General features: G+C 56.7%; 15 protein-coding genes. 4 read left to right on the forward strand and 11 right to left on the reverse strand.

Translation table 11 applies throughout. From position 1 onward, the window contains the following. Nucleotides 1-177 precede the first annotated feature (177 nt). Nucleotides 178-1,107 (forward strand): sugar kinase, encoded by a 930-nt coding sequence (locus tag A3466_RS07200; protein WP_063450023.1) that lies wholly within the window; start codon nt 178-180, stop codon nt 1,105-1,107. A 62-nt stretch (nt 1,108-1,169) separates the two neighbouring features. Here A3466_RS07200 and A3466_RS07205 read toward each other — a convergent pair whose 3' ends face one another. The 9 genes from A3466_RS07205 to bcsR form a co-directional block, all read right to left on the reverse strand. Then, a complete protein-coding gene (locus A3466_RS07205; protein ID WP_063450024.1) occupies nt 1,170-2,660 on the reverse strand; it encodes a M16 family metallopeptidase in 1,491 nt (496 codons plus the stop codon). 222 nt (nt 2,661-2,882) lie between these two features. After that, nucleotides 2,883-4,169 (reverse strand): C4-dicarboxylate transporter DctC, encoded by a 1,287-nt coding sequence (dctA, locus tag A3466_RS07210; protein WP_063450025.1) that lies wholly within the window; start codon nt 4,167-4,169, stop codon nt 2,883-2,885. Nucleotides 4,170-4,328: 159 nt separating this feature from the next. Continuing rightward, a complete protein-coding gene (gene hmsP, locus A3466_RS07215) occupies nt 4,329-6,335 on the reverse strand; it encodes a biofilm formation regulator HmsP (protein WP_063450026.1) in 2,007 nt (668 codons plus the stop codon). Nucleotides 6,336-6,455: 120 nt separating this feature from the next. Continuing rightward, a complete protein-coding gene (gene bcsC, locus A3466_RS07220; RefSeq protein ID WP_063450027.1) occupies nt 6,456-9,938 on the reverse strand; it encodes a cellulose synthase complex outer membrane protein BcsC in 3,483 nt (1,160 codons plus the stop codon). After that, nucleotides 9,920-11,026, reverse strand: a complete 1,107-nt coding sequence (bcsZ, locus tag A3466_RS07225) for a cellulose synthase complex periplasmic endoglucanase BcsZ (RefSeq protein WP_063450028.1) — start codon at nt 11,024-11,026, stop codon at nt 9,920-9,922. The genes bcsC and bcsZ overlap by 19 nt, the downstream gene beginning before the upstream one ends. A 6-nt stretch (nt 11,027-11,032) precedes the next feature. Further along, nucleotides 11,033-13,456, reverse strand: a complete 2,424-nt coding sequence (gene bcsB, locus A3466_RS07230) for a cellulose biosynthesis cyclic di-GMP-binding regulatory protein BcsB (protein WP_074160970.1) — start codon at nt 13,454-13,456, stop codon at nt 11,033-11,035. Between the two features lie 10 nt (nt 13,457-13,466). Further along, nucleotides 13,467-16,082 carry a UDP-forming cellulose synthase catalytic subunit gene (gene bcsA, locus A3466_RS07235; protein WP_063450030.1) on the reverse strand — a complete coding sequence of 872 codons (2,616 nt, stop codon included), beginning with the start codon at nt 16,080-16,082 and terminating at the stop codon, nt 13,467-13,469. Then, the gene (gene bcsQ / locus A3466_RS07240; protein ID WP_063450031.1) at nt 16,079-16,831 is read right to left on the reverse strand and encodes a cellulose biosynthesis protein BcsQ; all 753 of its coding nucleotides are present in this window, start codon (nt 16,829-16,831) and stop codon (nt 16,079-16,081) included. Before bcsQ ends, bcsA begins: the two co-directional genes overlap by 4 nt. Nucleotides 16,832-16,842: 11 nt before the next feature. Continuing rightward, the gene (bcsR, locus tag A3466_RS07245; protein WP_003861175.1) at nt 16,843-17,031 is read right to left on the reverse strand and encodes a cellulose biosynthesis protein BcsR; all 189 of its coding nucleotides are present in this window, start codon (nt 17,029-17,031) and stop codon (nt 16,843-16,845) included. Nucleotides 17,032-17,204: 173 nt separating this feature from the next. Here bcsR and bcsE point away from each other — a divergent pair, with 173 nt between their 5' ends. The 3 genes from bcsE to bcsG are packed head-to-tail and all read left to right on the forward strand — an operon-like array spanning nt 17,205 to nt 20,630. Then, entirely contained in the window at nt 17,205-18,767 is a 1,563-nt protein-coding gene (bcsE, locus tag A3466_RS07250) for a cellulose biosynthesis c-di-GMP-binding protein BcsE (RefSeq protein ID WP_063450032.1), read from the forward strand. Next, nucleotides 18,764-18,958 (forward strand): cellulose biosynthesis protein BcsF, encoded by a 195-nt coding sequence (gene bcsF, locus A3466_RS07255; protein ID WP_006808586.1) that lies wholly within the window; start codon nt 18,764-18,766, stop codon nt 18,956-18,958. Before bcsE ends, bcsF begins: the two co-directional genes overlap by 4 nt. Then, nucleotides 18,951-20,630 (forward strand): cellulose biosynthesis protein BcsG, encoded by a 1,680-nt coding sequence (gene bcsG, locus A3466_RS07260; protein ID WP_063450033.1) that lies wholly within the window; start codon nt 18,951-18,953, stop codon nt 20,628-20,630. The genes bcsF and bcsG overlap by 8 nt, the downstream gene beginning before the upstream one ends. 34 nt (nt 20,631-20,664) lie before the next feature. On the opposite strand, the gene birA is transcribed toward bcsG, so the two are convergent. Both birA and murB read right to left on the reverse strand, forming a co-directional pair. Then, nucleotides 20,665-21,627, reverse strand: coding sequence for a bifunctional biotin--[acetyl-CoA-carboxylase] ligase/biotin operon repressor BirA (gene birA / locus A3466_RS07265; protein ID WP_063450034.1), 963 nt, complete (start codon nt 21,625-21,627; stop codon nt 20,665-20,667). Beyond that, entirely contained in the window at nt 21,624-22,652 is a 1,029-nt protein-coding gene (gene murB, locus A3466_RS07270; protein WP_063450035.1) for a UDP-N-acetylmuramate dehydrogenase, read from the reverse strand. Before murB ends, birA begins: the two co-directional genes overlap by 4 nt. Nucleotides 22,653-22,853 lie beyond the last annotated feature (201 nt).

Below are 22,853 nucleotides of genomic sequence, written 5' to 3' on the forward strand. Positions count from 1 at the left end.
GGCCCGCCAGGTGAGAACTTTATGTTCAATTCACCGGGAAAATGAAATTAAGATGACAGAAATATGCCGGAACACGCGCTGGCTCAAAAAAAATAATGGAACGTCGTTTTAATATGGTTGACCGTAAAAAACACACAGCGCACACTACCTTTAATTACTCTGTTCAGGTTCACGACTATGTCTAAGAAAATTGCCGTGATTGGCGAATGCATGATTGAGCTGTCCCAGAAAGGCGCGGAAGTGAGCCGCGGTTTTGGCGGCGATACATTGAACACCTCCGTTTACATTGCCCGTCAGGTCGCCCCCGACGCGCTGAGCGTGGATTACGTTACTGCGCTCGGCACGGACAGCTTTAGCCAGCAGATGCTGGAAGCCTGGCAGGGTGAAAATGTTGGGACGTCGCTGATCCAGCGGATGGAAAACCGCCTGCCGGGTCTGTACTACATCGAAACCGACAGTACCGGCGAGCGCACCTTCTACTACTGGCGTAATGAAGCGGCTGCCAAATTCTGGCTGGAAAGCGATGCCGCCGCCGCGATTTGTGAAGAGCTGGCGACCTTTGATTACCTCTACCTGAGCGGGATTAGCCTGGCGATCCTGAGCCAGCAGAGCCGTGAAAAGCTGCTGTCACTGCTGCGCGAATGCCGCGCCAACGGCGGCAAAGTGATTTTCGATAACAACTACCGTCCGCGCCTCTGGGCCAGCCGTGAAGAGACGCAGCAGGTGTACCAGCAGATGCTGGAATGCACCGATATCGCCTTCCTGACGCTGGATGATGAAGATGCCCTGTGGGGTGAAAAACCGGTTAATGAGGTCATCGCCCGGACGCAGGCCGCTGGGGTCAGTGAAGTGGTGATTAAGCGCGGGGCGGAGTCGTGCCTGGTGGCGGTGGCGGGTGAAGCCGTGACAGAGGTTCCGGCGGTAAAGCTGGCGAAAGAGAAAGTGATTGATACCACTGCGGCCGGCGATTCTTTCAGCGCGGGCTATCTGGCGGTACGTCTGACCGGCGGTACACCGGAAGCGGCAGCGCAGCGCGGTCACCTGACGGCCAGCACGGTGATTCAGTATCGCGGAGCGATTATTCCACGCGAGGCGATGCCTGATTAAGAATGGTACGGGCTGATGCCCTCACCCTAACCCTCTCCCACAAGGAGAGGGCACTCAGGGCCTTACTGACCCTGAGGAATATCGCTCGCGTCCTGGTGCAAATCATCGGCCGCCGCCTGTACTGGCTGCGGCGCCGTCGCCATAATGGCGTTCCAGGTGGCCTTCAACTCTTTCATGTCATATTCCGGCTCGCCTTTCGGCTGTAACAGAATCAACGCCATATCCTGAGACAGCTGCTGACGCAGATCCTGATTCAGCATCTCCACGGTCAGACCGTTCAGGAAATCCTGACGCAGCTTCTGATACTGCTCCGGCGCGATATCCACGACCTGATTCTGCAAGGAACGAATGCGCTGGCTGATTAAGATATCGGTATCGGCGCGGGCATAGGTGGCGAACAGTTTCTGCAATTCGAGGGATTTCTGCGCAACCAGCGCGTTAAACTCCTCTTCAGACAGGCCCTCTTTACGCACTTTAGCCAGCTCTTTTGCCACCACGCCGAGATTCGCGTTCAGCTTATCGCTGGGCGATTCCACGTTAATGGCGCACTGCGCGCGCTGGAACAGCACGCGGCAGTCAAAGCCCAGACCAATGTCTTTTACGTTGTTCTTGCTGAGCGTCTGCTGAACGTGCCAGAACAGCGCTTCACGCGCGAGATCCGCACGCCAGTAACGCAACAGCGCAGAAGACTCGCGAATCGGCTGCCAGGCGGTATCCCACATCATTGAAAGACGATCCTGACGTACGGTATCCGTCATGATGCTGACCGTCTCAGGACGCAGCGGGGACAATGTAGGAACAGGGGCTGGCGTTTCACGCTTCCCTTTCAGATCGCCAAAGGCTTTGTTGATTTGCTCTATCACCGCGCGGCTGTCCACGTTGCCCACCACAATGAGGGTCATGGCGTCCGGGGTGTACCACTGCTGATAGAAAGATTTCACCTGCTGTGCGTCAACCGGCTGTTTCAGCGGCTCTGCCGGGTCATGACCAAGCAGCGTTGATCCTTTCAGGCGGTAGCGCCACCAGCCTTCTTTGGTATCCGTCGGCCAGGTCGCCACCATGTCGCTGTTGCTCAACGCATAGTTTACGGTCTCAGGCGTAATCGCCAGTTTGCCGGTCGCATCGGAAAGATAGGTAAGCGCTTCTTTAAGCAGATCGTTACGGTTGTTGGGCAGGCTCAGGTTAAACATGGTGTAATCATAGGAGACCACAGCCGGGGGAAGCGGGCGTTTTGGATCGATGGCCTGTTGCCATAAAGAACGCACCTGAACCGCCTGCAAACTGCCGCTCTGGGTGAGCGCCAGTCGAGGAATAAAATGGCTTAAGCCGGTCTGCTGGGTGCTTTCTGTGAGGGAGCCGGTATTCACAGCCAGACGAATTTCAATGCGATCGCTCGGACGTTGCGGAGTGGATAATACCTGCCACTGGAAACCGTTCGCCAGTGTTCCCTGTTGCCAGGCCGGGTCTGGCTGGAGCGCATCTGCCTGCACATAACTGGCTGCTGCCATCATCAGCAAACCGCCGGTTAAGAGTCGAATTTTTGTGCCCTGCATGTGAACCCCTGATCAACATTCCTGGTTAAAGAGAGTGTCTCGCGACGTGAGCACTCAAAGATGACGATGAAAACCTTCCGATTAGACAGCGTGTTCGGCTAAACGTCACGGGCGGAAGTGAAATATACCTCAAAAAAATCTTGTCGAATTATGACAGGTATGAACGGTTATTATGCGCAGGTGCCCGCATCCCCACAAGGGAATACGGGCATTTATGAGGGATTAAGAGGATAAACCGGGGGTTTTGTCCTCAGATGGGCGGTTATTCAGCGTATCGTTAAGTTTCTTGTGATCCAGCTCTTTCACCCACTTCGCTACGACGACCGTCGCCACGCCATTACCGATCAGGTTGGTTAACGCGCGGGCTTCAGACATAAAGCGGTCAATACCGAGGATCAGGGCGAGGCCCGCCACCGGCAGATGACCCACCGCTGAAATGGTCGCCGCCAGCACGATAAATCCGCTGCCCGTGACGCCCGCCGCCCCTTTTGAGGAGAGCAGGAGCACCACCAGCAGCGTGATCTGATGGAAGATATCCATGTGGCTGTTGGTGGCCTGGGCAATAAAGACCGCCGCCATCGTCAGGTATATCGAGGTGCCGTCGAGGTTAAAGGAGTAGCCCGTCGGAATAACCAGCCCCACCACGGACTTACGGCAGCCCAGCTTTTCCATTTTATCGAGCATGCGCGGCAGCGCGGATTCAGAAGAGGATGTGCCGAGCACGATCAGCAGCTCTTCACGGATGTAACGGATAAATTTGAAGATGCTGAAGCCGGTCGCACGGGCAATGGAGCCGAGCACCACTACCACAAACAGAATACAGGTGATGTAGAAGCAGATAATCAGCTGGCCAAGCTGTACCAGCGTGCCGACGCCGTATTTACCAATGGTAAACGCCATCGCGCCGAAGGCACCAATCGGGGCCAGACGCATGATCATGTTGATGATGCCGAAGATAACCTGCGAGAAGCTTTCAATGACGTTGAAAATCAGCTGGCCTTTGCTGCCCAGACGGTGCAGGGCAAAGCCAAACAGCACGGCAAACAGCAGTACCTGAAGGATGTTACCGCTGGCGAACGCGCCGATTACGCTGCTCGGGATCACGTCCAGCAGGAAGGCCACAATCCCCTGATCTTTCGCCTGTTCAGCGTAAACCGCCACCGCTTTCGCATCCAGCGTGGCCGGGTCAACGTTCATGCCCGCGCCGGGCTGCACCACGTTGACGATAATCAGGCCGATAATCAGCGCGATAGTACTGACAATCTCAAAGTACAGCAGGGCAACCGCTCCCGTACGGCCGACCGCCTTCATGCTTTCCATGCCAGCGATACCGGTCACTACGGTACAGAAGATGACCGGCGCGATGATCATTTTGATGAGCTTAACGAACGCGTCGCCAAGCGGTTTCATTTGCGCGCCCAGTTCCGGGTAGTAGTGACCGAGCAGAATACCGATGGCGATGGCTGTCAGGACCTGGAAGTAAAGACTTTTGAAGAGTGAGGTTTTCATAGGGTGTCCCTGGGAAGAAAAACTACAGGCTTTGTAAGGTTATGGTTAACCTGCGGCTTTAAAATAACACCCACATAACAGGACAGAAATAAACGAGGTTCAAATTTGAAACACAAATGTTAAGAACTTTGAGCTGGCTCGCACAAGCCAGCAACAAAATTACACTTTTGCGTTATTGCCAGCAGCGGAGAGATAGCGTTGCTCAAAGGTATCCGACGGCACGGCGCGGTCAAAAAGGAAGCCCTGACCGCTCTCCACGCCCGCCGCAGCCAGCCACTCGCGCTGGGCGTCGTTTTCAATTCCCTCGGCAATCACGTGCAGATTCAGGCTGTGCGCCATCTGAATAATGGCCTGTACCATACTGCAATCCTCCGGCAGCCCCTCAACAAAGGTTTTGTCGATTTTCAGGACGTCCACCGGCAGGGTTTTCATGTGATGGAGCTGGCGCAGGCCGGAATACCCCATACCAAAATCGTCCAGCGCAATGCGGACCCCGGCGTTACGCAGCGGTTTCAGAATGGCGACAGCGTCGTCAGGATTGTCGATACAACGGCTCTCGGTGACTTCCAGTATCAGCGTGTCGGGCTGGATGCGGTAGCGATGGATCAGCGCAAGCGTCTCCGACACCATGGTCGGGTGCATCAGCTGTAGCGCTGAGAGATTCACCGACAGCGGCAGCGTAATGCCTTGCTCCTGCCAGGCCGCAAGCTGGCGGCACGACTCTTCCAGCACCCAGTACCCGACGGTGACCATCAGGCCGCAGGACTCAATACGTTCGATCATCCCCTCAGGCAGCTCCCACGTGCCGTCCGGCTGCTGCATGCGCAGCAACGCTTCGGCGCTGGTCACTTCACCCGTGCGCAAATTCACCTGCGGCTGTAGCCAGAGCGCAAACTGGCGATTGTCCATCGCCGTCAGAATGTCGCTCTCTTCCGTCAGGCGCTGCTGGGCTTTTTCCATCTGCTCCGGGTCAAAGAACTGGATCTGGTTTTTCCCTTTCCGGCGCGCGGTGAACGCTGCCGAGAAAGCACGTCGGTAAAGCTGCTCGGCGGTCAGGCCACCGTAGTACATCGCAATCCCGATGCTCGCGCTCGGACGAAGCTGGATACCCTGAATGGGCAGCCGTTCATTAATGACAGTGAGTACTTGCTGACCTAGCGTAATGGCGTGCCACGGCTCTTTTACGCCGTGCGCGATCACCACCAGGTCATAGCCGCTGACCTGGGTGAGCACCATGCGCGGTGCCAGAACAGATTTCACCTTTTCCACCAGCGTCAGGAGCAGCATCTCGCGCTGGCTCTCTTTCAGCACGCCCGTCGTGTCCTGCAAGGTTTCGCAGGCGATCACCATCAGCGCGGTGGGCTGCTGGCGGGCGACGGTCTGCTCCAGCAGGGCCATTAAAAACGCTTTGTTTGGCAGTTCGGAAACCGGAAAACGGGTGGCATTGTTACTGATCTCTTCCTGCTGACGCAGGACACGCTGCTGGTTGATATTGTAACTCCGGACCAGCATGCCGATTTCATCGTCGTGATGAAGGCGCGGCAACGGTAACTGATGCCCCATGTGCTCCTGCGGAGAGAGGTCGTTCAGCTCCCGCGCGATGCGGCGCAACGGATGGACAATTAACCGGTTGATGCACCACGTCAGCGCCACGCTCAATATTAAGGTCAAGAGTAAGTAAGTGGTTACCAACGTAGCAACCCAGCTCATGACGAATTTATACATGCGGTACGAGTCCGCCTGTAGCACCAGGTAAGCCAGCGGCTGCGGGTTAGCCGGTCTTTCCAGGGAATAAAGAGGCAGCGAAATCTGCACCGGCAGTTCAAACAGGCGCATCACCATCATCGGGACGGGACGCTCCGGGATAAAGCTCATCCGCAGCGCCTGAAACTGGTTCGGCAGCACGACGTCGGCGCGGCTCACGATACCGGCAGGCTGGATGCGCTTCAGAATGGATTCCGCCTCGGGGATATCCCCTTTCAGGATCGAGGCCGACAGAGGTTCCCGCACCGAGCGGGCAATACTTTCCAGTTGCGAAGCCGTGTTATAGCGGTTCTGCTGTACGGAATGAAACAGCAAAATGACGCAGAAGATGAAGACAAACAGCATTGTGACGGCAGATACCATCGCCATCTGTTTGATCGTTAAGGAACGGCTGACACGCAAAATGACTCTCCACAAAACTCGAAGCGCAGGGCGCACCAGGGTGTAAACCTGGTGCGCCCGAGTATACCCGATAGCTGCACTTTTAAGAGAGACTTACAATTAGATTAAGCAAAAATCCGATCACCAGTCTGCATAAGGCACCAGCGGTTCCGGCGGTAAGTCCATATCACCCTGCCAGCCTGCGGCAGAATACCGAACATAGAGCAGCGCATGACTCGGGGTATAGTCTTTCGCTTCCTGAATATCAACGCCCAGACCGACAAACCAGTTGGACGTCACGCGGCGTTCAACAATCGCCCTTGCGGTATAACCCGTCCCTGACGAGCTGCTTCCGGTTTCCATCACACCTTTATCGGTATAACGGCCTGGCTCATTGTCCGGGATCAGCCCCTGCAACGGATAACGCATCACATCTTTAGTTTTTGAATGGGACCAGGAGACGGAGCCACCCAGCTCCCATGACCAGTTCTCCGTGCGTTTACGCCAGTTCACCGGTAAGGCGAACGACACATACTCCTGCGGGCTGTAGTAACCGCCCTGGCCCAGCGAATAACCGCTTAAATCCTTATCGTAATGCCAGAGCATATTGGACACGCCGACCGTCAGGCGCTCGTTGTTCTGATTGATAAGCTTGTAGTAATAGCCGGTCATCCAGCGGACGCGCCAGTTATCTTCGACATTTTTCCCGCTGAGGCTGTCGGCACTCAGGCTTGACCAGATACCGTTAGCTTCGCCTTTGTCGTAGCTCACGCTCACGCCGCCACCGGTGGCACGCACGCCGCCCCAGGTGGTGTCGGTATTGGGATCTTTTTGCCCGGCGAAGGCCAGCACGGAGCTGGAAATCGGACGGCGATGGGCGTTCAGGGTGTAGCCAATCGGCCCTAAGTCGTTGCTGTAGCTCAGGCTGCCCACCACATCGACCACGTCGAAGCCCATCGGCGTTGTACCTATGTCCCACGCCCAGGTCTGGTTCTGCCAGCCGACGGCCACGCTGGCGCCGTTGGCCGACTGATTCGTGCTGCCGCGACATGGCGTTTCGGCGCAGGTGCCCCACGTTGGATCGTAAGTGCCATTGTCCGTATCAAAGGAACCGGCGTTCATATTGACCAGATCGCTACGGAAGAACATGCGACCATCCGACAGCGGCGCATCAACCTGGAGCATGGTGGTGTGGGCTTTAAGATCGGAATAGCCCCCCGTGCCGCTGGAGCCCCAGTAGTCGTGTTGCAGCGTGACGTTAAGATCCTGCTGACGATAAAGATCGCCTGCATCGCTGCGCACGCCGCGCTTCAGCCAGTCATCTTTCTCATCGTTACGCGTGAGACGCGTAACGCTGTCGTTATCGGTCGGACGGGTCGTCGTGATGCCCGATGAGACCATCGCATCTTTCCAGGTTTCCAGCGCCTGTTGAGGCTGGCCGTTTTGCGCCTGGAAACGGGCGGCATCACGCATCACCAGCGCGCTTTCCATAGAAGGCGGCTGCGATTTTGCCTGAGGAACAATGGCGTTGAAGGTCTTTTCTGCCGCGGCAGGATCACCCAGACCAGCCTGCGCCATGGCGATCCGGCGCTGCATATTAAGGGAGAGCGGTTCGCCGTTTTGTGCCGCGGGCAGTTTCGCCAGCTCAGCGCGAGCGGCGTCCCTGTTGCCCTGAGCAAGATTGACTTCGGTCAGGCCGAGAATCGCGTCTTCGTTCTGCGGTTCCCGTTGCAGGACGGTGTTGTAGGCGGTTTTCGCGGCCTCATGATCGCCACGCTGTTCAGCCCAGTCTGCCAGCGTTAAGTCGATACGGGTAGACGGGGGCTGCTGGCGAAGCAGCGCTTCCGCCTCCTGCTCTTTTCCACCGTCGCGCAGGTGGTTGGCGTTTTCCAGCACCTGGTTACTTTGCAGGCGGCTTGCCAGCTCCTGAATGTTGCTGTTCCACCTGTCGCGCGGCAGCGTGTTCAGATGCGCCAGCGCGGCGCGGTCCCGATCGTTGCCGGACAGGTACAGCCCGCTGGCGTAAACCTGCTCTGGATCGCCCGGTTTCTGGCTTGCCAGCTGACGCATCAGGTTATCGGCCTGGCTGCGCTGACCCGCGCTATACAGATCGCGCGACAGCCGGTAGGTGATCCACACGTCGCCCGGGGAAAGCGCAAGGCGTCGGCGCTGAATTTCTGCGGCCTGGGCATATTTCCCCTCGCTTTCCAGCCGTTCGGCCTGGGCTGACAACTGCTCGTTCGTCAGGCTACGTTCAATATCATCAATGCTACGGCGCTGGCTGGCAGAGAGCGACTGAATAAACTGCGTCGCCTTCTCCGGAGACTGTGCGCGATAAATATTGGCAAGACCGCGCACCGCGTTGGTGTTGCCGCTGTCCATACGCAACGCCTGGCGGTAATAGCGTTCGGCCGCGTCGTTATCTTTACGCGCCGCCGCCGCATCACCCAGCCCCAGCACCGCGTAGCTGTCGGTATTATCGACGTTGCGCGCCTGCTGGTAATAGCGTTCCGCCTGGGCCGTATTGTTGGCTTTCAGGGCGTTATCCCCCTGCTGGATCAGCAGCCAGTATCGGTTGACCTTCAGCAGGCTGTCCCATTTGCCCCGGTTATCGCTCTGCGGATCGAGGGCGATCGCCTTTTCAAACTGCGCCACCGCGCGGGCGCGATCGCCTTTCTGGGAATAGGCCTGCCCCAGCGCGCCTACGGCTTCGCTGTCGGCGTGGTTGGCGCTGACCGCTTTCTGCAACTCCGTCACCGCTTTGTTGCCCTGCCCGGCTTCCACCGCGGCTAACCCCTCGGCTTTGGCGCGAAACGCCGGATCGGCGAGCTGTTTTTGCTGCGCTTCAAGCTGCGCGCGCGCCGCCGTCACGTTATCGCCATCGCTGAACACGCTCAGGTACTGTTGCAGCGCGGTGACGCTGGTGCTGCTGGCCGGCAGATCTTTGATCTGCTGGTACCACATATCCGACGCCTGACTGCGGCCCTTGTTCGATTTGGCCATCTCCTGCAACACCGCAAACCCTTCGTCACGGCGTCCGTTCTCGAACAGAAGCTGGGCCAGCGAGGCCTGTAGCGGGGCGTTGCCCGGGCTGGTGGCGTTAAGGTTTTTAAGCTGGCCTATGGCTGAGTTCCGGCGGGCAGGATCTTTTGCCACCACGTTCCAGTACTCCGTCGCGATGTCGCCCGAGGGCGGGTTACCGTCAAACAGTTTGTCATACGCGGCAATAGCTTCCTGTGTATGACCGGTAGTGGCAAGCAGGCGAGCCTGCTGGAGGGCCTGGCGACCGTCCGGCGTGGAGAGCAGCATGGTCGTACGGGAGGACTGGTACGCGCTGGAATCGGGTGCCATTCTTTTCAGGCGATCCAGCTCTTTTTGCGCGCCCGCCGTATCGCCCTGTCGTAACAGATAGCGGAAGCGTGCGGCAATCACGTCCGGGTTGTCGGGGTCGATCAGCTCAAGGCGGTAGAGCGACTGTCGCACCAAATCCTCACGCTGCGTGGATTCGCCCAGACGGACCTGTTCCAGCAGCTGTCTCTGCTGCGGGGAGTTGGCGGCCTGGGCCAGGGGCATTAGCGCCAGGCCAAGCGATAACGTGAGGAGATTTAGTGTGAACGTGCGCATTCCTGGCCCCAATCCGGTAGTAATTCACCTTGCGCGGTGAAGCGAAAACGATGCTGATCCCATCCTTGTCCAAAGAGGGTCAGAACGTAGCTGTAATAAGCATTATTATCGGGAAAACGATCGGCGACGCGCTGGCGTTGCACCGCCTGCGCGTCCCGGTTTTGTAAAAACGGAAGCAGGGAGGCAGAAAACCCAACCGGCCCATCTCCGGTACGTTTCCCGGTCGCTACGTCCACTTTTTCCGGCGGCAAGCCTTGTTTGGTTGTGGTGGTCGCCATGGGCTTGAAACGCGCCAGTAGCCGGGCTTTCTGTGGATCGCTATCGTTCATCATCCCTACCCAGAGATAGACGCGAATTGCATCGTAGCTGCCGATAAGGGACGCATCCTGCTTCAACTGCCAGCCGCCCTTCTTCTGATATTTCACCCAGTTAGGAGAAAATCCTTTAGGCGCGGTCTCCAGCAGCAGACGCAGGTTGGTTTCCCGGAGCGTCGTCCACGGTGCACCAAAACGGGTAAAATAGCTCGCAAGCTGCGGCGGCAGGTAGCTGGGGTTGAAGCGCCAGGCACTCTCTTCAGCAAAACCGACTTTACCCGGCAGCAGCATAGAGCCCAGACCCGGCACCTTCACCACTTCCTCGGTGGCAATGCGCGTCAACAGCGCCTTACCCGTGCGCGTATAATCGGGATTTTTCCATAGCCGCCCGGCTTCCAGCAGCGACCAGGCAATCCAGATATCGGCATCCGACGCCGAGTTCGAGTCGATAACGGCCCAGGTTTCGTCGTCCTTTTTCCCCCACAGCCAGGCGGGGAGATGCTGGGCTAAATCCCCCTCGGCAAGGTTATCGCGCGTCCATGCGAGCAGCAGATCGAACGCCTTACGATCGTTTGCTGCCAGCGCAAAGAACAGCCCATAGCTTTGCCCTTCCGAGGTGGTGATCTTGCGCGCGTCGCTGGGATCGATAACGCGCCCACCTTCGCTCATATAATCCTGCTTGAACGTCTCCCAGGCGGGCCAGCGGCAGGCGGCATGAAGATTCGCCGCCGCCAGCATCAACGCTGCGACTACACACCCACGAAAGATTTTCATCACCGCTTACTCATGGTCCGGATTAAGACGACGACGGCTAATGATTCGCAGCAGACGCCACAGCACCCAGGCCAGCAATACGACGCTGAGCGCAGCCAGCACGGCCAGCAGCACCGGATGGTTAGACAGGGCGTACCACAGACGCTCGAACCACGGCAGATGGCCCACATAATAGACATCCCCTACGCGCAGGCTGTTGACCCCCGACTCACGAATAACCGAGACGGAACCGTACATTGCCGCCCGTTTACCGCTGTCGTTCATGGCCGTATTGAGCAACTCATAGCCGCGCGGGCTGTCCGCCAGCAGAGCGATAACGCTGCGCTGGTCGTTATACGGCGACTGGAAGCCGACAATCGCGGCCATCGGGCCCGTTGAGCTTACGGTCGTCCTGATATTGGCCTGGCGATCGCCGCTGTCCGGCATGATGCTCGGGAACTCGGTCTGACGCAGCGGCGTGTTGACCCATGATTGCGCCGCCTGCACCAGCAGATCGACGCGCTTCTCGTCTTTCAGCTTGTCCGGAATGTTGCCGATGACCATGATATCGGCATCTTTGTTCTGGATCTGGCTACCGTCGTTTGTCACCGTCACGTTGACCGCCGGCAGGCCGGTTTGCGCTCCGATGGTGCCCATGGTATCCAGCAGCGTGGCAACCTGACCTTCGTTAGCCGCTTTTGGCATCACGACAATCGATTCAGAGAGGTCTGCCATACGGCTGAACGGGAAGCTGGCGTTTGCAAACGCACGCAGGTCCGGCATCGCGATAAAGTGGTAATACTTCGAAAAGTCGATCGTTGAATCGTCACCAATCACCACGTGGTTTTGCACCGGCTGGAAGGTAATACAGTTTTCCACCGTTCCGCCCGGCATTGGGTTCGTATACTGGAAGTTAAACCGCAGCTGATTAATCGCACCCAGCTTCAGCGCCGGGATCGACACATCGGTTTTACCGTCCAGCAGCCCCTGCAATACTGGCAGACGAAGCATCAGCCGGTTTGTCTCCTGGCTGCTGGTCAGGCTGAACGATTGCAGGAACTGGTTGTTAAGGCTGATATCCATGCGCGAGTTGTCGTTGGTTACCGGCGCGGTGTAACGGTAGTTCAGGTTGATATCAATCCCGTTGGTGCGCAGCAGATACAGATCCGGCGGCAGGTTCAGCGACAGGCTGACGGGAGAAGGCTCCAGCCCGGTGGACTGCAATTGCTCTTCATAGGTTTTCAGCTCGCCGAAGGTGACCGCACGGTCGGTACGCACCCAGTTCGGGGCATCATAAGGCTTACGCGCCAGCAGCGGTTTCACTTCATCCACCACGACGCTGTTGCCGCGGAACAGGATATTACCCTGCGCAATGCCCTTCGCCGCCTGCACCAGATCTTTTTCATCACGCCCGAAGACCACCAGCAGCTTCACGTACGGGTTGTCCGGATGGGTGATCATCTCGATAGTGGGCGCTTTCACGGCCGGATGGTCACGCAGGAATGACGGACGTTTGGCATTGGTGGCAAACACGATCGCGTTTTTATCCGGCATTTTATCGTACATGACCGGGAAACTCTGACCGCGCCAACCGGAGCGGGAACCAAACCAGGATGCCACGATGGAGGCCGCCAGCTGTTCGGTCACATCCGGAGAGCCCGCAAACACCATTGGCAGGTTCAGAGGACGGTTATCGCGCGGGTCGAAGAACGGCACCGGGAAAGCCGAGAGATCGTTTTTCAGCGCCAGTGGCTGATACGTCATCTGTAGCGAGGAGTTGCGGCCCACATCCAGCCACAGGGTGCTGTTGGCCGGGTTTTCACAGACATCGCGGTAGTGGCCGACAAATTCAAGACGTACGCGGTTAAAGTCGGTGATAAACAGCGGGTTAATCGGCACCTGAGCCAGGGTTTTCTTACCCAGCTGCTCTTTGGTGACTGGCAGGACGTCCATCAGCTCGTCATTCAGATAGACCTTGAGCTGGGACTGCACCGGCAGCAGCGACGGCGATGGCGTGTATTCGAGGTTGAGCATCGCTTTCGACACAACTTCATCGCTGCGCATACCGAATTCGATACCGCCATTTGGGTTGATGCCGCGCAGGACCATGCTGCCCGGAGGAGGCGCGATCTGGGCGAACGTCAGCTTAACGTCACGCGACGGCGTATTTTCCGCAACCACGGGGGCGTTGGCCCCCGGCACGCCGGGCATGACCTGCCCCACCACCGGATTGTCGGCAGGCAGCGTATTCCCCGTCGTCGGCTGATTTGGGACGACGTTTTCCGTCTGCCCCGGCGCCGCCGTCACAACCGGATCGGTCGCTTGTGCGACAACAGGCACCGTTGGAGCGGGCGTGGTCGCTGCGTTATCAGGCGCCGCGTTAGCCACTGTTGCAGGGAGCGCGCTCATCCCCATTGCCACTGCACATAACCAGGAAAGTTTTGTTTTCATCGCGTTATCATCATTGTTGAGCCATAACCGGGTCCGCCTGCTTCGCTTCATCTCGCTCAGGCCGACGCGGAATGAACGACACGACCCAGGAAACCAGCGAAGTAAGTGACCGGAAAATTAATTTCACCGACGACGGGGCAAATTCTGCAAGGTGACGATAGCCACGGAACCCCAGCTTAAGAATATCCAGCAGGCTTTCCAGAGGCTTATCCTCAGGGAAGCTGTCCTGCCAGAGAGCCCACGTATCCGCGCGGGCAAACGTACACTGCACAAAATCAATGTGTTGCTTTTTGGTCAGCGGCATCAGTTGCAAACCCACCTCATTTCCTCTCACGCGTACAACCTGCGTCGGGAAGACATACTCCTGCTGGCCGCGCTTAAGCAGTAAGTTAACCTTCTGCCCCTCCAGCACCTTAGCCTGACCGTTGATCTTGATACCCAGACCGCCATCCGAGAAGTCATGTACGGTACAGGAGAAGAGATGGCCATCGTCGCGGGCAATGGCTGCGGGCATGCTGATTTCGACGCGGTGCGCGCGGCGGACCTGTTTACTCTCCACCGATACCGCCACCGCGCCACCGAGAATAATCAGGTTGTAAAACACCCACGCCATACTCACGAAGACCGTCAGGACTTCGTTTTCCGGGCCGTAGAAGTAGCGCCAGATCCCAACAATGATGCCCACAATATTCAGCAGCACCAGGAAGATATAGGGCCGGGAGATCACCCAGTCGACATACTCCTCTTCCACCAGCCCGCCCTTCGCGGTGACGTTGAATTTTCCTTTATGCGGGTTAATCAGCGCCACCATGGTTGGCGGCGCGATGTACCATGCCAGCACCGTTTCGTAAATTTCGCTCCAGAAGGAGTGGCGATATTTCCCCTGAATCTTCGAGTTCGTCAGGCTGGCGTGGATCATATGCGGCAGCACGAACAGGGCAATCATCAGCGCGGGAGCGTAGATGATGTAAGCGTGAAGGAGCAGGAACGCCAGCGGCGCGGTGAGAAAGATAAGCCGTGGAATACCCGACAAGAAGTGGAACATGGCGTTGACGTAGCACAGGCGCTGCGCCAGCTTCAGCCCTTTGCCCATCAGCGGGTTATCGAGACGGAAGATTTGCACCATGCCGCGCGCCCAGCGAATACGCTGACCGATGTGTGCCGACAGGGATTCCGTTGCCAGCCCCGCCGCCTGCGGAATGCGCATATAGGCCGAGGTATAGCCAAGGCGGTGCAGACGCAGGGAGGTGTGAGCATCTTCCGTGACCGTTTCCACGGCGATGCCGCCAATTTCATCCAGCGGCTTGCGGCGGATAACCGCGCAGGAGCCGCAGAAGAACGTGGCGTCCCACATGTCGTTCCCGTCCTGTACCAGGCCATAGAACAGCGTGCCCTCGTTCGGGGTTTTGCGGAAACGGCCGAGGTTACGTTCAAACGGATCCGGCGAGAAGAAGTGGTGCGGCGTCTGCATCATCGCCAGCTCTTTCTCCTTCAGGAACCAGCCCATCGTCATTTGCAGGAACGAGCGCGTTGGCACGTGGTCGCAGTCAAAAATCGAGACGAACTCCCCTTTGGCATATTTCAGCGCATTGTTGATGTTACCGGCCTTCGCGTGTTCGTGAGTGGTACGGGCGATGTACTCTACCCCCACTTCGTCTGCGAACTGGCGGAACTCGGCGCGGCCACCGTCATCGAGGATCCAGATTTTGATTTTGTCCTTCGGCCAGTCGATACCCAGCGCGGCGTAGATGGTGTTTTTCACCACCGACAGATCTTCGTTGTAGGTCGGCACGAAGAGGTCCACCGTTGGCCACTGGGTCGTGTCTTTTGGCAGCGGCACCGGCTGACGATTTAACGGCCAGATAACCTGGAAGTAACCCAGCACCAGCACGATCCAGGCGTAAGTTTCCGCAAACAGCAGCACTAGCCCGCACACCAGGCTGACCGGATCGTCCCAGTTCAGCGTTGAGGTATAACGCCACCAGATGTAGCGGCAGGAAACGGTCAGCGACAGCACAATCAGCATCAGGGCGGAAAAACGCCCCGGAATGCGCCGCACCAGCAGCGCCACGCCCCACAGCAGGATCAGGAAGGTAAACTGCGCCAGCGGGTTGAACGGCTGGGTAATACAGACCAGCGCCAGAATGAGCGAGAACGCCACCACCACGCCGAGAATAAAACGCCGCAAGCCCGGGTGGAGGTGCCCGAGCTCTTTGTGGTTATCTAAATGTCCCGTCCTGTCGCCAACGCGATCGGGTAGCCGGTCAAGCCACTGGTGATAGCGTTCACGCAGGTTCTGCATGCGATCGAAGCTGCGCCAGCGGGACGTTTTTTTCTCTGCACCCGTTGAGGTCGCCAGCAGCCAGATGGACTGAATAGCGTAGCGCGCGGGATCGAGCGGACGCGGCTTGTCAGGGTTGATATGCGGATAGAGTTCACCGTGGCGCGCACGAATACGTTGCCAGTGCGGATGTTCAAGGGGGATAAACATCCACGCCAGAACCATCCAGAAACAGCCCAGCGCAGCGCTCAGCGATGAAGCGCCGTGATGACGGTAATGGCGATAGCGTTCACTTAAGCGCGAACTGACCGGCGGGATGAGCAGCCAGCTGGTCAGGCGACTCATGCCGTACTCCCGGCAGACTCAGGCCTTTTCGCAAAGTGCAGCAGACACCAGTTGGCCAGCGTCAGGATCTCTTCCGCCGCCAGTGAATCGCTACGGTACTCCCCAAGGGGTTGTTTCGACGCGAGGCACTCCGCCATCGCTTCGTCACGATGGATCACCATCGGCAACAGGCGGCGCTGACTCTGTAGCCAGACCTGGTACAGATCGTCCTGGATCTGGCTGCCAATGCGCAGATCGTTGATCAGAATATGGGCATTGGCAGGCAACGCCTGCTGATGCAGACGGATATGGCAATTCGCATCTACGTTCGCGATGGAGAGCACATGGTCACACTGCGCCAGCAGCTGGCGGGTCAGCGACGCGGCGCCGTGTGGCAGGTCCAGCAGGATCCACCGATAGTGCCCTTTCTCTTTCAGGCTCTGCAACGCGGTGGTGAAGCGAGAGAACAGGCGCTGAAACGCGGCTTCATTCCCGCGTTCGGTTTCCGTCAGCTGACCAAAAGGAAGCAAATCGAGCTGGGAGGTATAGCGCAAACCCGCATCCCGCCAGTCTTTATCGTCCAGAAGCGCGCGCCCCCAGCCGTTTGAATACGTAAAGTCGACATTGAATGACATGCGCAGCAAATTATCGGAGCAGGCATCAATAACCAGTACCGATTCACCTAAAACCTGCAATGACCACGCCAGCGCCGCGGTTACGGAAGTTGTACCTACCCCACCACGGACGCCCTGTAATCCTAGTACGGCCATCAATGGCTTCCTTATTGTTGTTGGGCAAACTCAGCTAATAACGGCCAACGTTTAATAGCCGCAGCCAACTGTTCCCGCTGGGAAATATCGGTGTAATCAATTTCAGGCAACGAAAAAGCCTGCGTGAGCGCCAGAAAATCGTTTTGGAATGTGTAACCCAGGCTTGAGTCGACTGGCGTTGCGGGTTCGTTATTTTGCATTCTTATTTCATCCCTTTGAGTAAAATCATAAGATTCAGATGCAGCGAGGCGTCCTGCCCACGAAATTCATTTACATGCTAAATCTGATGTTCTTTAATTTCAATGTTAGGTTTATTTCTACGCTTTCGCTAGTAAACTGAGAGGCATAGAAATTCGACGAAAAGAGGGACACCGTGGACTCCATATTTTCTATTGGCATCCAGTCATTATGGGACGAATTGCGCCACATGCCAGTCGGAGGAGTCTGGTGGGTTAATACGGATCGTAATGCTGATGCCATCAGTCTGGTAAACCAGACGATAGCGGCGCAGGGTAAGGATTCCCGCGTTGCCGTCATTACGATGGGCGATGAGCCAAAGTCAATCATCAGGCTCGAAACTGACCGTGGACCCCAGACAGTACGATTATTTTCCATGTCAGCGGAGGCCGACAGTTTATACTTTTTACCCCGCGATATTCAGTGCTCTATTGTTCCTGAACACTATTTACTGATTCTTAAATGTTCTCAAAACGGTCTACAAAATATTCCGTCAGAAAAACTGCTGAAATGGCTGGAAAGAATCAACAGATGGGCGAAAAATCAAAATTGCACCTTATTGGTGGTTAACCCAGGCAGTAATAACGACAAGCTTTTTTCACTTTTAATGAGTGAATACCGCTCCCTCTATGGCCTGGCCAGTATTCGTGTCCAGACTGACAGCCATCTGTACGACGTGGCATTCTGGTGCAATGAAAAAGGGGTGAGCTCCCGACAGCAGCTTACCCTCAAACATGTCGGGGATGAGTGGCATCTTGCTCAACAGGAAGAGACGGTGGTTCAGCCACGCAGTGATGAAAAACGCGTTCTGAGTCATATTGCGGTACTGGAAGGCGCGCCTGCTCTTTCTGAACACTGGTCACTGTTCGAAACCAATGAAGCCTTATTTGATGAAGCGCGCACCACGCAGGCGGCGACCATTATCTTCTCGTTGATTCAGAATAACCAAATCGAAACGCTGGCAAGGCATATTCACACACTACGTCGACAGCGCGGCAGCGCGTTAAAAATCGTGGTGCGTGAAAATAATACCAGCCTGCGCGCCACCGATGAGCGCCTGTTACTGGGCTGTGGCGCTAATATGGTCATCCCCTGGAATGCGCCCCTCTCGCGCTGTCTGACGCTGATCGAAAGCCTCCAGGGCCAGCAGTTTAACCGCCACGTTCCGGAAGATATCAGCACCCTGCTTTCCATGACGCAGCCGATGAAGCTGCGCGGCTACCAGAAGTGGGACACCTTCTGCGATGCGGTGGGCAATATGATAAGCAATACGCTGTTACCGGCAGACGGAAAAGGGGTGATGGTTGCCCTGCGTCCCGTGCCGGGCATTCGTGTTGAGCAGGCGCTTACCTTGTGCCGCCCTAATCGTACAGGGGATATCATGACCATTGGCGATAATCGCCTGGTGCTGTTCCTCTCCTTCTGCCGGGTGAACGATCTGGATACCGCGCTGAACCATATTTTCCCGCTGCCTACCGGAGATATTTTCTCGAACCGCATGGTCTGGTTCGAAGATAACCTGATTGCTGCTGAGCTGGTCCAGATGCGTACACTGGCACCCGAAAAGTGGGCCAAACCGTTGCCTGTAACAAGCGGTGCCGTACCGGTTCTCAACGCAAAACATGACGGGCATGTCTGGCGTCGGGTACCTGAGCCGCTACGTTTACTGGATGAGAACAAGGAGAGCGCGCCATTATGAATATCAGCGATATCATTCAACTGGTTGTTCTGTGTGCGCTAATTTTTTTGCCGCTGGGCTACTATGCGCGCCATTCCCTGCGCCGTATTCGCGATACGGTCAGATTATTGTTCGTCAAACCTCGCTATATTAAACCCGCCGGAACACTGACTCGCGCTCCGAACGTCAAGGCAAACCGAAAACATGACTAATTCTACCTATACCTCTTCGGCGCCATCGCCACTCTGGCAATACTGGCGCGGCCTGTCCGGCTGGAATTTTTACTTTCTGGTGAAGTTTGGTCTGCTGTGGGCAGGCTACCTTAATTTCCACCCTCTGCTTAACCTGGTGTTTATGGCATTCCTGCTGATGCCAATCCCGAACCTCAGGCTGCACCGTATACGTCACTGGGTCGCTATCCCTATCGGTTTCGCCCTGTTCTGGCATGATACCTGGCTGCCTGGCCCTGAAAGCATCATGAGCCAGGGTTCCCAGGTCGCAGGTTTCAGTGCGAACTATATGCTCGATCTGGTTGAGCGCTTTATTAACTGGCAGATGATTGGCGCGGTATTTGTTCTGCTGGTCGCCTGGCTGTTCCTGTCTCAGTGGATCCGCGTGACGGTATTTGTCGTCGCGATTATGGTCTGGCTAAACGTCCTGACGCTGACGGGCCCGAGCTTCTCGCTGTGGCCAGCCGGTCAGCCGACAACAACCGTGACCACCACGGGCGGTTCCGCCGCCGCTACCGTCGCGACAGCAGGGGATACGCCGGTGGTAGGGGATATTCCCGCACAGACCGCACCGCCGACATCCGCTAACCTGAACGCGTGGCTCTCCAGTTTTTACGCTGCGGAAGATAAGCGCCAGACGAAATTTCCGGAGGCGCTGCCTGCCGACGCTCAGCCGTTTGAACTGCTGGTGATCAACATCTGTTCTCTGTCCTGGGCGGATGTCGATGCAGCCGGGTTGATGTCGCATCCGCTGTGGTCACATTTCGATATACAGTTTAAAGACTTCAACTCCGCCACCTCCTACAGCGGCCCGGCGGCTATCCGCCTGCTGCGCGCGAGCTGTGGGCAGCCTTCGCATAAGAATCTCTACCAGCCCGCAGCTAACCAGTGCTATCTGTTCGATAACCTGGCAAAACTCGGCTTTACGCAGCACCTGATGATGGGCCACAACGGCCAGTTCGGTAACTTCCTGAAGGAAGTGCGTGAACAGGGGGGAATGCAGGCGCCACTGATGGACCAGAAAGGGCTGCCGGTGACGTTACTGGGCTTCGATGGTTCGCCGGTGTATGACGATACCGCCGTGCTTCAGCGCTGGTTCGATACCGTCGGCAAAGAAGAAGGGACGCGTAGCGCGACGTTCTATAACACGCTGCCGCTGCACGACGGGAATCACTATCCAGGCGTAAGCAAAACGGCCGATTATAAAGCCCGTGCCCAGAAGTTCTTTGACGAGCTGGATGCGTTCTTTACCGAGCTGGAAAAATCAGGGCGTAAAGTGATGGTGGTGGTGGTACCGGAACATGGTGGAGCGCTGAAAGGCGACAGGATGCAGGTGTCTGGCCTGCGTGATATCCCAAGCCCGTCCATCACTAACGTTCCGGCCGGGATTAAGTTCTTTGGCATGAAGGCGCCGCGTCAGGGTGCGCCTGTTGAGATCACCCAGCCAAGCAGCTATCTGGCCATCTCGGAACTGGTTGCTCGCGCAGTAGACGGTAAGCTGTTTGTGGAGGATAGCGTGAACTGGGATCAGCTCACCAGCGGGCTGCCGCAGACGGCAGAGGTATCGGAAAACGCTAACGCGGTGGTGATCCAGTATCAGAACAAGCCTTATGTCCGACTGAATGCCGGGGATTGGGTGCCGTATCCGCAGTGATAGCCGCTACACCCTCTCCCCTGTGGGGAGAGGGTTACTCTGCACTTCGTAACGAAATTTCACCGCCCACCCAGGGCTTAATCACGCCATCCTGCTCAAGAAGCAACGCGCCCTGTGCGTCAATGCCGCGTGAAGTGCCGTAAATCTCTTTATCTCCAATCAGCAGCTTCACCGGTCGGTTAATAAAGTTATCGAGCTTTTCCCAGCGGGAGAGGAACGGGGCTAACCCCTCCTGTTCAAAGAGCGTCAGCGAACTTCGTAACTCATTGATCATCCGAACGGCAAGCGTATTGCGATCGATGGCGATCCCCGCTTCCTGGAGGTTGGTCCAGGCCTGGTTCACCACATCGTTTTGCACGTTTCGCATCACCATGTTCAGCCCGGCTCCAATGACGATCTGTGCGGCATCGCCCGTTTTTCCCGTCAGTTCAACCAGGATACCCGCCAGTTTACGATCGTTGAGATAGAGATCGTTCGGCCATTTCACCCGAACTTTATCCGCGCCCAGATCGTGCAGCACCTCTGCCATCACAATACCGATGACCAGGCTCAGCCCGATGGCCGCAGCCGGCCCCTGCTCAAGACGCCAGTACATGGAGAGATACAGGTTAGCGCCAAATGGCGAGAACCACTTGCGACCCCGACGGCCACGTCCTGCCTGTTGATATTCGGCAACGCAGGCATCGCCGGATGTCAGCTCGCTCAGGCGATCCAGCAGATACTGGTTAGTCGAATCAATGACCGGCAATACCGCAACGTTGCCGTGCCCAATCTGGCTGCGAATGGTCTCTTCATTCAGTAACTGGATCGGTTCCGGCAGGCTATAACCTTTACCCGGCACCGTAAACACATCCACGCCCCAGTCGCGGAGCGTTTGTATATGTTTATTGATAGCAGCGCGGCTCATGCCCAGTTGCTCGCCCAGCTGCTCGCCAGAATGAAACTCGCCATCTGCCAGAATGCCGATGAGAGTTAACGGAATCGTATTGTCCTTCACGCAATGGTCTCCACGGCATTCACTTCGCCCGTTCGGCCTATAAAGCGAACTTCAGGCTCCAGCCAGACGTTAAATTTTTCGCCCACGCGCTGGCGAACATGGTGCGCCAGGTTGACGACATCTTCACTCGTCGCGTTGGACTGGTTAATCAGTACCAGTGCCTGCTGACGGTGAACAGCTGCGCCGCCAACAGTGGTACCTTTTAATTCACACTGATCGATAAGCCAGCCTGCGGCCAGCTTCACGCTGCCATCCGCCTGAGGATAATGCGGAGCCGTTGGCCAGCCGGCGAGAAATGCTTTGGCGCTTTCGCTGCCGATCACCGGGTTTTTGAAGAAACTGCCCGCGTTTCCATTCACTTTCGGGTCCGGAAGCTTGGTCATTCGCATATGGCAAACGGAATCAAATACCTCACGCGGTGTAACGGTAGCCGGATCGAGGCGGGTCAGATCGCCGTAAGTCAGCACCGGTTTCCAGGCCTTCACCAGACGCAGACCAACGGCCACAATGACGAACCGATCCTGATACTCGTGCTTGAAAATGCTGTCGCGATAGCCAAAGCGGCACTGCTCTGCGGTTAAGCGCTGCGCGTTACCCGTGGCCAGCTCAATGCAGTCGACGTATTCGCAGACGTGTTTCAGTTCGATACCGTAGGCACCGATGTTTTGAATAGGAGACGATCCTGCGCAGCCCGGGATCAGGGCCAGGTTTTCCAGCCCGGGCATCCCTTTTTCAAGGGTATATTGCACCAGACGGTGCCAGTTTTCGCCAGCACCCACGCGTAAATGCCAGCTGTCAGCGCGCTCTTCAACGTCAATTTCCATGATGCGGTTGACGATCACCGTTCCCGCAAAATCATCGAGAAACAGGACATTACTTCCTTCGCCCAGAATCAGTACGGGTTCACCGTTTTCTGTTGCGCTCTGCCACGCATTCAGCAGCTGCTGAGCATTTTCGGCACGTACAATTTGATTAGCATTTCGTTGAATACCAAAGGTATTCCAGGGCTTAAGGGAGTGGTTCATAGACGCTATCCTGATGCAAAAACCGGGGTAGTTTACCGTATATACGCAGGGATAGGTGATTAGTTTATGGAAATGAAGGATCTGCAAAAACGCAAAAAGGCCATCCTTGCGGATGGCCTCTTCACTTGTTTGATGCCTGGCAGTTCCCTACTCTCACATGGGGAGACCCCACACTACCATCGGCGCTACGGCGTTTCACTT

Origin of the sequence: Enterobacter genomosp. S (genome assembly GCF_001631805.1) — a bacterium.
Taxonomy (GTDB): Bacteria; Pseudomonadota; Gammaproteobacteria; order Enterobacterales; family Enterobacteriaceae; genus Enterobacter; species Enterobacter quasihormaechei.

Excerpts from the sequence above, each read along its gene's own strand:
- A3466_RS07200 (WP_063450023.1), top strand. The coding sequence starts at position 178 with ATGTCTAAGAAAATTGCCGTGATTGGCGAATGCATGATTGAGCTGTCC.
- A3466_RS07205 (WP_063450024.1), bottom strand. The coding sequence starts at position 2,660 with ATGCAGGGCACAAAAATTCGACTCTTAACCGGCGGTTTGCTGATGATG.
- dctA (WP_063450025.1), bottom strand. The coding sequence starts at position 4,169 with ATGAAAACCTCACTCTTCAAAAGTCTTTACTTCCAGGTCCTGACAGCC.
- bcsC (WP_063450027.1), bottom strand. The coding sequence starts at position 9,938 with ATGCGCACGTTCACACTAAATCTCCTCACGTTATCGCTTGGCCTGGCG.
- bcsZ (WP_063450028.1), bottom strand. The coding sequence starts at position 11,026 with ATGAAAATCTTTCGTGGGTGTGTAGTCGCAGCGTTGATGCTGGCGGCG.
- bcsB (WP_074160970.1), bottom strand. The coding sequence starts at position 13,456 with ATGAAAACAAAACTTTCCTGGTTATGTGCAGTGGCAATGGGGATGAGC.
- bcsA (WP_063450030.1), bottom strand. The coding sequence starts at position 16,082 with ATGAGTCGCCTGACCAGCTGGCTGCTCATCCCGCCGGTCAGTTCGCGC.
- bcsQ (WP_063450031.1), bottom strand. The coding sequence starts at position 16,831 with ATGGCCGTACTAGGATTACAGGGCGTCCGTGGTGGGGTAGGTACAACT.
- bcsR (WP_003861175.1), bottom strand. The coding sequence starts at position 17,031 with ATGCAAAATAACGAACCCGCAACGCCAGTCGACTCAAGCCTGGGTTAC.
- bcsF (WP_006808586.1), top strand. The coding sequence starts at position 18,764 with ATGAATATCAGCGATATCATTCAACTGGTTGTTCTGTGTGCGCTAATT.
- bcsG (WP_063450033.1), top strand. The coding sequence starts at position 18,951 with ATGACTAATTCTACCTATACCTCTTCGGCGCCATCGCCACTCTGGCAA.
- murB (WP_063450035.1), bottom strand. The coding sequence starts at position 22,652 with ATGAACCACTCCCTTAAGCCCTGGAATACCTTTGGTATTCAACGAAAT.